Here is a 15,889-nt window from a genome sequence, read left to right on the forward strand (position 1 = left end):
GACTGTTCCGGTCGGGTGTGTTGCCCGCGCCCCCCCCCCCCCCCCCCCCCCCCCCGGGGGGGGCGGGGTCGCGCCCCCGCTCGGCGCGGGGCGGCCCCCCCCCCCCCCCCCCCCACGTCACGAGGACGAGCCGGATACCGGCGAACCGCCTGTCGCCGACCCACGCCGTCGCCAGTGCCAGCATCCGGTCGGCCGCGGCCCGCGCCGCACCGGGAAGGTCGCCTTCGCCACCGGAGCACGCGACGAAGACCATCCCCGGCGCGTTTCCCTCGTCGATCGCCTGGCCCAGTTCCGCGAGGCCGGGATACACCGCGCCCCCCAGGCCGAGATCATCCGTGCCGAGTACCGCGTACGCCGGCGGCGGTCCCGCCTGCCGTACCGTCCACTGTGGCCACTCGACCCGGTACAGGAAGCCGGCGGCGCCCGGCCCGCCCGCGGTGATCGGGCGCAGGGCGAGTGACCTGGCGGAGAGGACCGGCCGCCCGGCCGGATCGGTCGCGGTCACCGAGATCTCGTCGTCGCCCGAGTAGACGATCCGCGCGCGCAGCGCCGAGGCGCCTGTCGCGTGCAGCGTGACGCCGGTCCAGGAGAACGGCAGCACCGGCCGGTCGCCGCCGACCAGGCCGACGGTGTGCAGCGCGGCGTCGAGCAGTGCCGGGTGCAGGCCGAAGCGGCCGTCACCCGGGTCGGGCAGGCTCACCTCGGCGAAGATCTCCTTGTCCCGTACCCACGCCGCCCGCAGGCCCTGGAAGGCGGGGCCGTAGTCGAAACCCTGGTGGACGAGATCGGGGTAGCGCGTGGTGACGTCGACCGGAGTGGCGTCGGGCACCGGCCACACCGCGGGGAAGGCGGCGGGCGGTTCCTCGTGCCGCGACACCGTCCCGCTCGCCTGACACGTCCACTCCCCCGTCTCCCTGGCGTGAATGGCCAGTGGCCGCCGGCCGGTGCCGTCCTCGGCGCCGATGGTGACGCGGAGCGCCACGACACCGTGCTCGGGCAGGACCAGCGGGGCCAGGATGGTCAGCTCGTCGAGGTGCCCGCAGCCCACCTCGTCGGCCGCGCGAACGGCCAGTTCGACGAAGGCCGTGCCGGGGAACAGGACCGACCCCTGCACGACGTGCTCACCGAGCCACGGGTGGCTACGCACGGACACCGCGCCGGTCAGCACGACACCGCCGGTATCCGGCAGGGCGACCACGGCACCGAGCAGTGGATGCTCCGCCGCGATCTGGCCGGCACGGGCCAGGCCGGCGTCCCCGCCGAGGGGCGCGTCCATCCAGTATCGCTTGCGCTGGAAGGCATACGTGGGCAAGTCGACGCGGCGTGCGCCGCTGCCGGCGAACACCGCGTGCCACCGGACCGGCGCGCCCGCGACGTGGGCCGAGGCGAGCGCGGTGAGGATCTGGCGCGGCTCTTCGCGGTCGCGACGCATCGCCGGGACGGCGTCCGTCACCAGCGGAGCCAGCGTCGCGTCCGGCCCCAGCTCGACGAACCTGGTCGCGCCTTCGGCCTGCGCGGCCAGCACGGCGTCGTGGAAGCGGACGGTGTCACGGACGTGCCGGACCCAGTACTCGGGCGAAGCCAGTTCCCCGGCCTCCGCCCGTCGTCCGTACACAGTGGACACAATGGGAATCGACGGCGGCGTATAGGTAACTTCGCGGGCTACCGCGGCGAAGTCGGCGAGCATCGGTTCCATCAGCGGCGAGTGGAACGCGTGCGAGACCTTCAGCCATTTCGTGCGACGCCCGGGAAAACGCCCGGCCATGGCCCGCAGCGCGTCTTCGGCGCCCGAAACGACGACCGACCGCGGTCCGTTGATCGCCGCGATCCCCGTCGACGGCCCCAGCCACGGCTCGATCTCGTCGGCGCCCGCCTCGACGGCGAGCATGGCTCCACCGGGCAGTGCCTGCATCAGCCGCGCCCTGGCGGTCACCAGCCGGCAGGCGTCGGTCAACGACCAGACACCCGCGACATGGGCCGCGGCCAGCTCACCGATGGAGTGGCCGATCAGCAGATCCGGTGTCAGCCCCCAGGATTCCAGCAACCGGAACAACGCGGCCTGCACGGCGAACACCGCGGGCTGGGTCTGGCCGGTCCGGTCGAGCGCGGCGGCGTCGTGCCGGATCACGTCCCGGATGGGCCGGTCGAGATACCTGTCCAGTTCGGCGCACACCGTGGCGAAGGTGTCGGCGAACACCGGGAACGCGGCCGCGGCGCCGGTTCCCATGCCGGGCCGCTGCCCGCCCTGCCCGGAGAACAGGAACGCCGTGAGTGCGGCCTGGTCCGCGCTCGCCCGCACGACCAGATCCGATGGCCTGTCCTGGGCGAGGGCACGCAGTCCGTCCTCATCGAAGGCCACCGCGCGATGTTCCAGCTGCGTACGGGCCGTGGCCAGCGTGTACCCGACGTCGGGCGCGGCCGCGGTCCGGCCGAGCAACCGCGATGCCTGTGCCCGCACCGCTTCGGCGGTGTGCCCGGACACCGGCAACGGGACAGGCACCCCGGCCGGCCACGCGGAGCCGGTGCCCGGCTCGTCCGGGTCCGCTTCTTCGATGATCACGTGCGCGTTGGTGCCGCTGATGCCGAACGACGACACCCCGGCCCGGCGCGGCCGCTCCCCGGCAGGCCACTCCCGCTGCCCGGTGAGCAACCGCACCGCGCCCGCCGTCCAGTCCACGTGCGGCGTGGGCTCGTCCACGTGCAAGGTCTTCGGCAGCAGGCCGTGCCGCATCGCGAGCACCATCTTCTGCACACCCGCGATGCCCGCCGCGGCCTGGGTGTGGCCGATGTTCGACTTCACCGAGCCCAGCCACAGCGGCTCGGCGCGGTCCTGGCCGTAGGTGGCCAGCAAGGCCTGTGCCTCGATCGGATCGCCCAGCGTGGTACCGGTGCCATGCCCTTCGACCGCGTCCACATCGGACGGTCTCAGCCCGGCGTCGGCCAGTGCCTGGGTGATGACGCGCTGCTGCGCGGGTCCGTGGGGAACGGTCAGGCCGCTGCTGGCGCCGTCCGCATTCACCGCGGAGCCCCGGACCACCGCGAGCACCGGATGTCCGTTGCGCCGGGCGTCGGCCAGCCGCTCCAGCAGCAGCACACCCGCGCCTTCGGCGAGCCCGACGCCGTCCGCGGCACCGGCGAACGCCCGGCAACGGCCGTCCGGGGCCAGCCCGCGTTGCTCGCCGAAGTAGACGAACATGTCGGGCGCCGCCATCACCGTGACGCCGCCCACCAGCGCGAGCGGGCACTCCCCGCGCCGCAGCGCCTGGACCGCCCAATGCAGGGCGACCAGTGAAGAGGAACAGGCCGTGTCGACGGTGATCGCCGGTCCCTCGAGACCGAGTGTGTAAGCGATCCGGCCGGAAACCAGGCTGCCGTCACTGGTCCCCGCGCCGTAGTCGTGGTACATCACGCCCGCGAAGACGCCGGTCCGGCTGCCGCGCAGCGCGGCGGGCACGATGCCGGCCCGTTCGCAGGCCTCCCACGACGTCTCCAGCAGCAGCCGTTGCTGCGGATCCATCGCCAGCGCCTCCCGCGGCGCGATACCGAAGAACCCGGGATCGAAGTCGGCGGCGCCGGGCAGGAACCCGCCGTGCCGCGTATACGTCCGGCCCGCGGTACCCGGTCGCGGGTCGTAGAGGCCCTCGACGTCCCAGCCGCGATCGGCCGGGAACTCGCCGATGGCGTCGGCTTCGTCGCGCACCAGCCGCCAGAGATCCTCCGGCGCGGCGACTCCACCGGGATAGCGGCTCGCCATGGCGATGATCGCCACGGGTCCCCGGTCGTTTCCCCGGCGCAGCCGCTCGTTCTCCGCGAGCGTCACCCGCAACGCTTCGACGAGCTCTTCCCGGGACGGTGCGTCGGCCATGCGGATTCCCCTCATTCCCCCGTGTCACCGCGGACGTACGCCGCGCGCACCAGGTCTTCGACGGCCATCTCCCGGAACTCGTTCTCCGGCGACGGCCCGGACGCCTGCTCCTCCGGGAAGAGTTCGGCGAGCAGGTGCCGGGCGAGCGGCACCGGGCTCGGGTAGTCGAACATCAGCGTGGCGGGCAGCCGCAGATCGGTGGCCGCGGCGAGCCGGTTGCGCAGTTCCAGCGCCGCCAGCGAATCCAGGCCGAGGTCGGTGAATCCCTTGAGCGGATCGACGGCACGCCCGTCTTCGTGACCGAGCACGGCCGCCGTGTGCCCGCGCACCAGTTCCAGCACGGCCCGCTCCCGTTCGCCGGCAGGCAGCCCGGCGAGCCGGTCGCGCACCGCGTCCGGGGCCTCGGCCCCGGCCACCGCCGTCACGACCCGCTTGATCGCCGGCCGGAAGGCGAGGTCGCGCAGCAGCGCGGGCGGTTCCGCCGCACCGGAGGGGCCGAGCACGACCGGTACCAGGACCGGATCCGGCGCGGCGAGCGCCGCGTCGAACAGCGCGAGCCCGTCGGCCGCGGTCAGTTCCCGCACACCCGCGCGCTCCAGCCGGTCACGGTCGACCTGCTCGCCGGATCCCTCCCAGGGCCCCCACGCCAGCGCGGTGCCCGGCAGCCCGAGCGCACGGCGGTGGGTGGCGAGCGCGTCGAGGAACACGTTGGCCGCGGCGTAGTTGGCCTGCCCGGCGGGCAGGATCAGGCCGCCGACGGAGGAGTACAGGACGAACGCGGCCAGGTCGTGATCGCGGGTCAGTTCGTGCAGGTGCCACGCCGCGTCCACCTTGACCCGGAACACGGCGTCGAGCTGGTCGCCGGTCAGCGCGCCGATCACCGCGCTGTCCATGAGTCCCGCCGCGTGCACCACCGCGGTGAGCGGATGTCCGGCCGGAATCGCCGCGAGCAGGTCACGCAGAGCCGCGCGGTCGGTGACATCGCACGCGGCGACCGTGACCGAAGCGCCCAGCTCGGCGAGTTCGCCCGCCAGTTCGGGCGCGCCGGGGGCGGCGAGCCCGCGCCTGCTGGTCAGGACCAGGTGACGGACACCCCGCGTGGCGACGAGATGCCGCGCGAGATGCGCGCCGAGCAGACCGGTACCGCCGGTGATCAGCACCGTGCCCCCGGACCGCCATTCGGCCTTTTCCTCCACAGTGGACACCCGGCCGAGCCGGGGCACCCGCGCCCTGCCCGCCTTGATCGACACCTCCGGCTCACCGGACGCGACGACACCGGGCAGTGCCCGCGCCGACTCGGCCGCATCGTCGATGTCGGCGAGCACGAACCTGCCGGGGTGCTCGGCCTGCGCGGCCCGGACCAGACCCCACACCGGTGCCAGCGACGGCGTGCTCGCCACGTCCCGCGTGACGACGACGAGCCGGGCGGCCTGGCAGCGCGGTTCGGCGATCCACGCGCGCAGCGTGGCCAGCAGGTCGTGCGTGACGGCACGGGCCGCCGCGGGCACGTCGCCCGGTGGCGCCGCGCAGGTCAGGACCACGAGGTCTCCTACGGTGTCCCGTTCGGCGAGCAGCCGCCCGAGATCCGGATGGGCGGGCACACCGAGACCGAGGTCGTCCGGCCCGACCACCACCGCGCCGCCCACCGGTCTGTCCACTGAGGACATCGGACGCCACTCGACGCGGTACAGCGATTCGGGAGCGCGCACGTCCCCGCGCACCTGGTCGGCGGTCACCGGCCGGGTCACCAGCGACCCGACGGTCGCGACCGGTACGCCGGCGGTATCGAACAGTTCGAGAGCCGCCGTGTCCGGGCCACCGGCCGCCCGGACACGGACACGCAGCGCCGACGCGCCGACGGCGTGCAGCGCGACGCCGGTCCACGCGAACGGCACCGTGGCCTCCGCCAGCCTGCCGGGCCCGCCGGCCAGGTAGTCCATCGCCCCCAGCGCCGAGTCCAGCAAGGCCGGGTGGATGCCGAACTCCGGCCCCGCGGTTTCCCCGGCGAGCGCGACTTCGGCGAAGACCTGGTCGTCCCGCTGCCACACCGCGCGCAGGTTCCGGAACGCCGGGCCGTAGTCGTAGCCGAGTTCACGCAGGCGGTCGTAGCCACCGGCGATGTCGATCGCCTCGGCGCCGTCGGGCGGCCACCGCAGCGGCTCCGTGGCGGGCGGGGTCTCGGGGCCGAGCGTGCCCGAGACGTGCGAGGTCCACTCGGTGTCCGGCGCGGCGCCTTCCGGCCGCGAGTAGACCGAGAGCGACCGGCGGCCGTCCACCAGCGCGCCGACGAGGACCCGGACCGTGACCGCACCCCGGTCCGGCAGGAGGAGCGGCGCGCGGTGGGTGAGTTCCTCGATCACGGGGCAGCCCGCCTCGCCGCCCGCGTGCAACGCCATCTCGACGAAAGCCGTACCGGGCACCAGCTTCTGCCCGTGCACGACGTGATCGCCCAGCCAGGACCGGCTGTCCGCCGTCAGCAGGCCGGTGAACACGACGCCACCGGTGTCCGGCAGTTCCACGGCCGCGCCGAGCAGCGGATGCCGCACCGCGCGCGCACCGGCCGCGGCGGCGTCCGCCGTGGCGGGTATCGGGTCGAGCCAGTATGTCTTGTGCTGGAAGGCATAGGTCGGCAGATCGACCGCGCGAGCACCCCGGCCTGCGTAGACCTCGTGCCAGCCGACCCGGCTTCCCGCCGCGTGCAGCGCGGCGATCGCGCTCAGCACGCAGGTGTTCTCGTCCCGGTTCCGGCGCAGCGTGGGATGGACCGTGACCTCGGCGTCCGGGAGGCAGGCGGACGCCATGCCGGTGAGGACGGCGTCCGGACCGACCTCGACGAACCGCGTCGCCCCCGCCGCCGCCAGCCGCCGTACGGCGTCCGCGAAACGGACGGTCCCGCGCACGTGCCGGACCCAGTGACCGGGCGAAGCCAGTTCCGTCGCCACGGTACCGGTGACCGTGGACACGACCGGGATCGACGGCTCCCGATAGGACAGTCCGTCGGCGACCGCGCGGAACCGCGCCAGCATCGGCTCCATCAGCGGTGAGTGGAAGGCGTGCGAGACCCGCAGCCGCCGGGTCCGGTGACCGCGCCCGGCCAGCCTGCCCGCGACGGCGAGCACCGCGTCCTGCCGCCCGGACAGCACCACCGCGTCCGGCCCGTTCACCGCCGCTATGTCCACATCGGACAGACCGGCCGATTCCGCGCGGACCGCGTCCTCGGTGGCGTCGACGGCCACCATGGCACCCCCGGCGGGCAGCTCACGCATCAACCGTCCGCGCGCCGCGACCAGCGTGCACGCGTCCGCCACGGAGAACACGCCCGCCACGTGCGCCGCGGCGATCTCGCCGACGGAGTGTCCCGCCATCAGGTCCGGGGTGACGCCCCAGGACTCCAGCAACCGGAACAGGGCGACCTCGACCGCGAACACCGCGCACTGGGTGAAATCGGTCCGGTCGAGCAGCGCGGCGTCCGCGGTTTCCGGCTCGGCCCACATGACCTCGCGCAGCGGCCGCTCGAGCTCGCCGTCGAGCCGGTCGCACAGTTCGTCCATGGCCGCCGCGAATCGCGGGAAGGTGGTGTACAGAGCGCGGCCCATGCCGAGGCGCTGGGATCCCTGTCCGGTGAACAGGAACGCGCTGACCGCCCCGGAACGCGCCGTGTCCACCGTCGCGGTGGCGGGGACGTTTCCGGCGGCGATGTCCGACAGCGCCTGGACGGCGCTCGCCCGGTCGGCCGCGAGCACGACAGCCCGGTGATCGAGGGCGGCACGGGTGGTGGCCAGCGAGTAGCCCACGTCGATCAGATCCTGGCCGAGGGTCAGGTGCTCGGCGAGCCGGGCGGCCTGGTCACGCAGCGCGTCCCGCGTGGCCGCCGCGATGGGCAGCGGGACCGGCGCCGGCATGGCCCTGTCCCCGGTGCCGGCCGGCGGCCCGGCAGGCGCCTCCTCGATGATCACGTGCGCGTTGGTGCCGCTGATGCCGAACGACGACACCCCCGCCCGGCGCGGGCGGCCCGTCCGCGGCCAGTGCCGCGCCTCGGCGAGCAGCCCGACCGAACCGGCCGACCAGTCCACGTGCGGCGAGGGCGCGTCGACGTGCAGGGTCTTGGGCAGCAGCTCGTTGCGCAGCGACAGCACCACCTTGATGATGGCGGCGACGCCGCCCGCGGCCTGGGCGTGGCCGATGTTCGACTTGACCGAGCCCAGCCACAGCGGCTCGGCGCGGTCCTGGCCGTAGGTGGCCAGCAGGGCCTGCGCCTCGATCGGGTCGCCGAGCCGGGTGCCCGAGCCGTGTGCCTCCACCGCGTCCACTTCGGACGCTCGCAGCCCGGCGGCGGCCAGCGCGGCCCGGATGACCCGTTCCTGCGACGGGCCGTTGGGCGCGGTGAGCCCGTTGGAAGCGCCGTCCTGGTTGACCGCGCTGCCCCGGATGACGGCCAGCACCGGATGACCGTTGCGCCGTGCGTCGGAAAGCCGTTCCAGCAGCAGCATCCCGGCCCCCTCGGCCCAGCCGACGCCGTCGGCGGCCGCCGCGAACGATTTGGACCTCCCGTCCGGGGCGAGCACACCCTGCCTGCTGGAGTCGACGAACAGATCCGGCTTGGACAGCACGGTGACGCCGCCGGCGAGTGCCAGCGAGCATTCCCCCGCCCGCAGCGCCTGGGCCGCCAGGTGCACGGTCACCAGCGACGACGAACAGGCCGTGTCGATCGTCATCGACGGCCCTTCCAGACCGAGCGCGTAGGAGACCCGGCCGGAGACCACCGCCCCGGAGCTGCCGTTGGCCAGATAGGCCGCGACGTCCGCGGGCGCGCCTTCGAGCCTCGATCCGTAGTCGTCGTACATCGCGCCCGCGAAGACACCGGTCGTGGTGCCGCGCAGGGAACGCGGGTCGATGCGCGCCCGTTCGACGGCCTCCCAGGAGATCTCCAGCAGCAGCCGCTGCTGGGGATCCATCGCCAGCGCCTCACGCGGGCCGATGGTGAAGAAGCCGGGATCGAAGTCGGCGGCACGGTGCAGGAAGCCGCCTTCCCGCGCATAGGTCTTGCCGCGCTTGCCGGGCTCCGGATCGTAGAGACCGTCGATGTCCCAGCCACGGTTGGCAGGCATCGGGGTGACGGCATCGGTGCCGTCGCGCAGGATCCGCCACAGGTCGTCCGGTGTACCGACGTCGCCGGGATAGCGGCAGGCCATGCCGACGATCGCGATCGGTTCGTCACGGGAGACCGCCGCTACCGGCGCTTCGCGCACCGGCCCCGCCGCGCCGAGGACCTTGCCCTTGACGAAGGCGGCCACGGCGGTCGCGGTCGGGTGGTCGAACACCAGCGTCGCGGGCAGCGTCAAGCCGGTGGCGGCGCCGAGCGTGTCGCGCAGCTCGACGGCGGCCAGCGAGTCGAAACCCAGCTCCTTGAACGGGCGGCCGCTGTCGACCGCGGTGGCCCCGTCGTGCCCGAGCACGGCCGCGACATGGGTGAGGACCAGGTCGAGCAGAATCCGGTCCTGTTCGGCGCCGGACTGCCCGGCCAGCGTCCGGGCCAGGGAGGACTCCCCCGCCGCCGGCGCGCTCGCCGCCGCGCGCCGGACCGGCGCGGGCACCAGGCCCCGCAGCAGCGCGGGCAGTTCGCCGGTACGGGCGCGCAACGCGACCCGGTCGATCGTCAGGGGCGCCACGACCGGTTCCGTGGCCCGCACGGCCATGTCGAAGCGCGCCAGCCCTTCCGCGGCGGTGATGGCGGGCAACCCGAGCCGGGCCATTCGCCGCAGGTCGCCATCGCCCAGTTCGCCGCCGAGGCCGGTGTTCTCCGCCCACAGTCCCCACGCCTGCGCGACGGCCGGGAGACCCGCGTCGCGGCGGTGCCGGGCCAGCGCGTCGAGGAACACGTTGGCCGCCGCGTAGTTCGCCTGGCCCGCGGCGAGGACCTGCCCGCCCGCCGAGGAGAACAGCACGAACGCGGTGAGGTCCAGCTCGCGGGTCAGCTCGTGCAGATGCCACGCACCGTCCACTTTGGCCTCGAGCACCGACGAAACCTGTTCACTGGTCAGTGATTCGATGGTGCCGGCGTCCGCGATGCCCGCCGCGTGCACGACGCCGGTCAGCGGATGGGCGGCCGGGATGCCGGCGATCACGGCGGCGAGCGAGGCCCGGTCGGCGACGTCACAGGCGACGACCGCCACGTCCGCGCCGAGGCCGGTGAGCTCGGCACGGAACTCCGCGGCGCCGGGCGCCGCCATGCCGCGCCGGCCGGCCAGTACGAGGTGCCGCACGCCGTGCGCGGTGACCAGATGGCGGGCGACGAGCTTGCCGAGACCGCCCGTGCCGCCGGTGATCAGGACGGTGCCGCCCGCGGTCCACGGCGCCTGCCCACCGGGGTCGGCCATCCTCGTCAGGCGCGGGACGAAGACCTGCCCGTCACGGATCATCGCTTCGGGCTCGCCTGCGGCGAGCACGCCTGCCGGCAGGCCCCGGTCGTCGCTGTCGGTGTCGACGAGCACGAACCGGCCGGGGTGTTCCGCCCGCGCCGCCCGGATCAGTCCCCAGACCGGGGCCTGCGTCAGCGCGTCATGACGAGCGCGGACCACGATGCGGGTCTCGCCGAACCTGGCCAGCAGATCCTGGACCGTGGCCAGGATTCCGGTGACGGTGGCGTGCACCGCCACCGGAACGTCCTCATCGGACACTTCGGCGTCCAGCACGACGACCTCGGGTTCGGCGCTGCCGGTGATCTCGCCGGGGACGACCCATCCGGCCGGGGACGCGGGCTCGACCGGGAGCGGCTGCCAGTCGACGCGATACAGCGGCTCCGCACTCGCGACGGCGAGCTGCCCGCCGGCGATCGGACGGGACACAAGGTTTCCGATGGTGGCGACCGGGTTGCCCGCCGCGTCGGCGACCTCGATCGCGGAAACCTCGGCACCGTCCAGCCGGGTGATCCGCACCCGGAGCCCGGCGGCCCCGTCGGCGTGTACCGCGACCCCGGACCACACGAACGGCAGGAGTGTCGGACCGGTGCCGTCGTCCAGCAGATCGGCGTGCATGGCCGCGTCGAGCAACGCCGGATGCAGGCGGTAGCCGGTCGCCGGCGTGGCGGCGGGCAGCACGACCTCGGCGAACACCTCGTCGCCCCGCCGCCACGCCGCGCGCAGTCCCTGGAACGCCGGGCCGTAGCCGTAGCCGCGCTCGGCGAGCCGCGGATAGGCGTCGGCGACGTCGATCGGCTCGGCACCGCTCGGCGGCCACTCGGCGAGACCAGCCGCGGCGCGGCGCGGCCGGGTGGACAGCGTGCCCGTGGCGTGCCTGGTCCACTCGGCACTGTCGACGTCGTCGGGCCGGGAGTAGACGGCGATGGTCCGGCGATGTCCCTCGAGCGGGCCGACGACGACCTGGACCGCGACCGCGTCCCGCGCGGAAAGCACGAGCGGGGTTTCGAGGGTCAGCTCGTCCACGACCGGGCAGCCCGCCTCGTCGGCCGCGCGGACCGCGAGCTCGACGAATCCGGTGCCCGGCACCAGGATCACGCCGTCGACCACGTGGTCGGCCAGCCAGGGCTGGGCCCGCACGGACACCACGCCGGTGAGCCGCACCCCGTCCGAGTCCGGCAGCGCGACCACCGCGCCGAGCATCGGATGCGCCGCGGCGACCTGGCCGACGGCACCGGCGTTCCCGCGCCGTTTCCCGGCGTCGATCCAGTATCGCTTGTGCTGGAACGCATACGTGGGCAACGGAATCCGCGGGCCGGCGCCGAGCACCGCGGCCCAATCGGGACGTACGCCGCGGACGTGCAGCCGCGCGACCGCGGTCATCGCTTCGACGGCCTCCGGCCGGTCGCGCCGGGCCAGCGAAACGAACGCCGCCGCGTCGCCGGGGACGCATTCGCCGCCCAGCGCGGACAGGACCCGGTCCGGTCCGATCTCCAGGAACGTCGTGACGCCCTCGGCGTACATGGTGCCCACGGCGTCGGCGAACCGGACGGTGTCGCGGACGTGCTGCACCCAGTACTCCGGGGAGCACAGATCCTCGGCACGGGCGAGCCGCCCGGTGACCGTGGAGACGACCGGAACAGTCGGCGGGCGCAGGTCGATCTCGGCGACCACCGCGGCGAACTCGGCGAGAATCGGTTCCACCAGCGGAGAGTGGAACGCCTGGGCGACGTTCAGCCGGCGGCTCTCTCCCCCGGCGAGCGCGGCGATCTCGGCGCAGGCGTTCGGGGTACCGGACACCACAACGGAGCCGGGGCCGTTGACAGCCGCGATGCCGGCGTCGAGACGGCCCGCGACGAGCGGCCGCACCTCGGCCTCCGACGCGGTGAGCGCGATCATCGCGCCGCCGGGCAGGGTGTCCATGAGCGTGCCGCGGGCCGCGACGAGCGCGCACGCGTCGGGCAGCGTCAGCACCCCGGCCACATGCGCGGCGGCGATCTCGCCGATGGAGTGCCCCGCCAGCACGTCCGATGTCACGCCCCAGGATTCGAGCAGCCGGAACTGCGCGACCTCGACCGCGAACAGGGCGCACTGGGTGTGGCCGGTCCGGTCCAGCAGCGCGCGATCGGCCATGGCGACGCGCAGCGGCAGGTCGAGCAGGCCGTCGAACCCGGCGGCGATCTCGGCGAAGGCGTCGGCGAACGCCGGGAACGCGGCGGCCAGTTCCGTGCCCATGCCGGCGCGCTGGGTCCCCTGCCCGGCGAACAGGTACCCGAGCCTGCCCTCGGAACCGGTGCCGCGCACCACCTCGGCGGACACACCGGACTCCGCGAGCGCGCCGAGTCCCCGCACCAGCGAGGTGTGGTCGGCGGCGATCACCGCGGCCCGGTGGGACAGCGCCGCCCGCCCGGTCGCCAGTGTCCTCGCCACCGCGTCCAGCGGCGATTCCGGGCGGCCGGCCAGATATGCCCGCAAGCGGGCGGCCTGGGCGGCGAGCGCGGCCGGGGTGTGCCCGCTGAGCACGAAGGGCCGCGCCACGGCCTCGGCAGGGCCTGCCGGCTCCGGCGCGGGCACCGGCGGTGCCTGTTCGACGATGACGTGCGCGTTGGTACCGCTGATGCCGAACGACGACACCCCGGCCCGGCGCGGCCGGTCCACGGCGGGCCACGGCGTGGCCCCGGTCAGCAGCGCGACCGACCCGGCCGACCAGTCCACCCGCGGCGAAGGCGCGTCCACGTGCAGCGTTCTCGGCAGGACACCGTGGCGCAGGGCGAGAACCGTCTTGATGATCCCGGCGACGCCGGCCGCGGCCTGGGTGTGCCCGATGTTGGACTTGACCGAGCCCAGCCACAACGGTGTCGCGCGGTCCTTGCCGTAGGTGGCGAGCAGCGCGCTCGCCTCGATGGGGTCGCCCAGCGCGGTGCCGGTGCCGTGCCCCTCGACAGCGTCCACATCGGACGGTCCGAGGCCCGCGACGGTCAGCGCCCGGCGGATGACCTGCTGCTGGGAACGGCCGTTGGGCGCGGTGAGGCCGTTGCTGGCGCCGTCGTGGTTGACCGCGGAGCCGGGCACCACGGCGAGCACGGGATGCCCGTTGGCGATCGCGTCGGACAGCCGCTCGACGAGCAGCATGCCCGCCCCTTCGCCCCAGCCGGTGCCGTCGGCCGCCGCGGCGAACGACTTGCACCGCCCGTCCGCGGCCAGGCCCCGCTGCGTGCTGAAGTCCACGAAGGTGTCCGGTGTGGACATCACGGTGACACCGCCGGCCAGCGCCAGCGTGCACTCGCCGCGTACCAGCGCCTGAATCGCCCAGTGCAGGGCGACCAGCGACGACGAGCACGCGGTGTCCACCGTGACCGTCGGCCCTTCCAGGCCGAGCGTATAGGCGACCCGGCCGGACACGACACTGGCGAGACTGCCGTTGCCCAGGTACCCGGCCAGCTCTTCGGGCACGTCGGGGCCGAGCCTGGTGGCCCAGTCGTGGTACATCACGCCCGCGAACACGCCGGTCCGGCTGCCGCGCAGGCTGTGCGGGTCGATCCCGGCGCGTTCCAGCGCCTCCCACGCGGTTTCCAGCAGCAGCCGCTGCTGCGGATCCATCGCCCGCGCCTCACGAGGGCCGACCTCGAAGAACTCGGCGTCGAACAGGGCGGCGTCGTGCAGGAAGCCACCTTCGGCCGCGTAGGTCGTGCCGGGGGCGCCGTCGGGGTCGTAGAGCGACTCGACGTCCCAGCCGCGGTCGGCGGGAAACCCCGTGACCGCGTCGGTTTCCTCCATCAGCAGCCGCCACAGATCCTCCGGGGAGCGCACCCCGCCGGGGAACCGGCAGCTCATCGCGACGATCGCGATGGGCTCGTCCGCCGGGGCCGGTGCGGGCGCGGCGGGCACGGACGCGGCGGAGGTGCCGGTGAGTTCGGCGAGGAGGTGGCCTGCCAGCGCGCGGGGGCTCGGGTGATCGAAGACCAGGGTGGGCGCCAAGGCGAGCCCGGTGCGGGCCCGTAGCAGGTTGCGCAGTTCGACGGCGGCCAGCGAGTCGAACCCGAGGTCGGTGAACGAGCGGTCGGGAGCGATCGCGGCTGCGCCGTCGTGGCCGAGCACGGTCGCCGTGTGGGTCCGGACGAGGTCGACGACGAGCCGGTCGCGGTCGGCGGCGCCGAGGCGGGCGAGCCGGTCACCCAGCTCGCCCGCGACGGGCCGGGGCGCCGGCGTGGTGGCCGGGACCAACGCGCGTAACAGCGCGGGCACGCCGTCGGCTCGGGCGCGCAGGGCGGCCCGGTCCACCCGGGCCGGTACCACGACGGGCACATCCGAGCCCACCGCGGCGTCGAACGCGGCCAGATTCTCCGCCGTGGTGAGCGGGGCGAGGCCGAGCCGGTCGACGCGGCGCGCGTCCGCGTCCGTGAGCCGGGCCGCCATGCCGTCCGCGTCCGACCACATGCCCCAGGCGAGCGAGGTCGCGGGCAGCCCGGCCGCGGCCCGGTGCCGGGCGAGGGCGTCGAGGAAAGTGTTGGCGGCGGCGTAGTTTCCTTGCCCCGCGCCGTCGAGCAGCCCCGCCGACGAGGAGAACAGCACGAACGCGGTGAGGTCCAGCTCGCGGGTCAGCTCGTGCAGATACCACGCGCCGTCGGCTTTGGGACGCGCCACCTCCGTGAGCCGCGCCGGGGTGAGGGCGTCCACCATGCCGTCGTCCAGCACGCCCGCCGCGTGCACCACGCCGGTGAGTCCGGTGATGCTCGCCAGGAGCCCGGCCAGTGCCGCGCGGTCGCCCACGTCGCAGGCTTCGACACGGACCTCGGCGCCCGCCTCGGCCAGTTCGCGTGCCAAAAGCGGCGCGCTGCCCCGGCGGCCGGCCAGTACCAGCTTGCGCACGCCGTGACCGGACACGAGATGCCTGGCCACCGCGGCACCGAGTCCGCCGGTGCCGCCGGTGATCAGGACCGTGCCCGACGGATCCCAGACCGCCGCCGGTGCCGCGGGCTCGATCCGGGTGAGCCGGGGCGCGAGCAGGACGCCGTCCCGTATCCGGGTTTCCGGTTCGGACACCGCCGCCGCGGCGAGCAGGCCCGCGGACGGGACCCCGTCCCCGAGGTCCAGCAGGCCGAACCGGCCGGGGTGCTCGGCTTGCGCGGAGCGCACCAGTCCCAGCACGGTGGACGCGGCGACCGCGGCCGGGGTGACCGGCTCGGCCGTGCCCCGGGTCACGAACACCAGGCGCGCGGTGGCGAACCGGGTTTCGCCCAGCCAGTTCCGGATCATCGCCAGGACCTCGTGGCTCGCGCGCCGCGCGGCCTCGGGCACCGGCCCGCGCGGATCGACCTGGACGAAAACGGCGTCGGGCAGGCCGGCCGATGGCAGCTCGGGCAGCACGGGCAGGTGCGCGCCCAGACCGAAGACGTCGTCGCCGACGACCACCGCCCGGCCGACGGCGGCGGCAGCGGGAACCGGTCGCCAGTCGATCCCGTGGAGCTGCCCGCCGCCGGCGGCGAGTCCCGTGGCAGGCACCGGCAACGACCGGAACCCCGCCACGGGACGCTACGGGGGCGCGGGCGCGGGGGGCCGGTGGGTGTCGGGCTCCCCCCCCCCGGGGGCCGGGGGGGGTGCAGGGAGC

General features: G+C 74.6%; 2 protein-coding genes. Both read right to left on the reverse strand.

All coding sequences use genetic code 11. The features are described 5' to 3' along the window. Positions 1 to 3,865 (reverse strand): type I polyketide synthase (locus ACFWX1_RS43940; protein ID WP_378395849.1); only part of this gene is annotated, 3,865 nt, incomplete at its 3' end. Positions 3,866 to 3,876: 11 nt separating this feature from the next. Further along, positions 3,877 to 15,783, reverse strand: coding sequence for an SDR family NAD(P)-dependent oxidoreductase (locus ACFWX1_RS43945; protein WP_378395850.1), 11,907 nt, complete (start codon positions 15,781 to 15,783; stop codon positions 3,877 to 3,879). Positions 15,784 to 15,889 lie beyond the last annotated feature (106 nt).

The organism is Amycolatopsis sp. NPDC059021 (assembly GCF_042739895.1).
In the GTDB taxonomy this organism is placed as follows: domain Bacteria; phylum Actinomycetota; class Actinomycetes; order Mycobacteriales; family Pseudonocardiaceae; genus Amycolatopsis.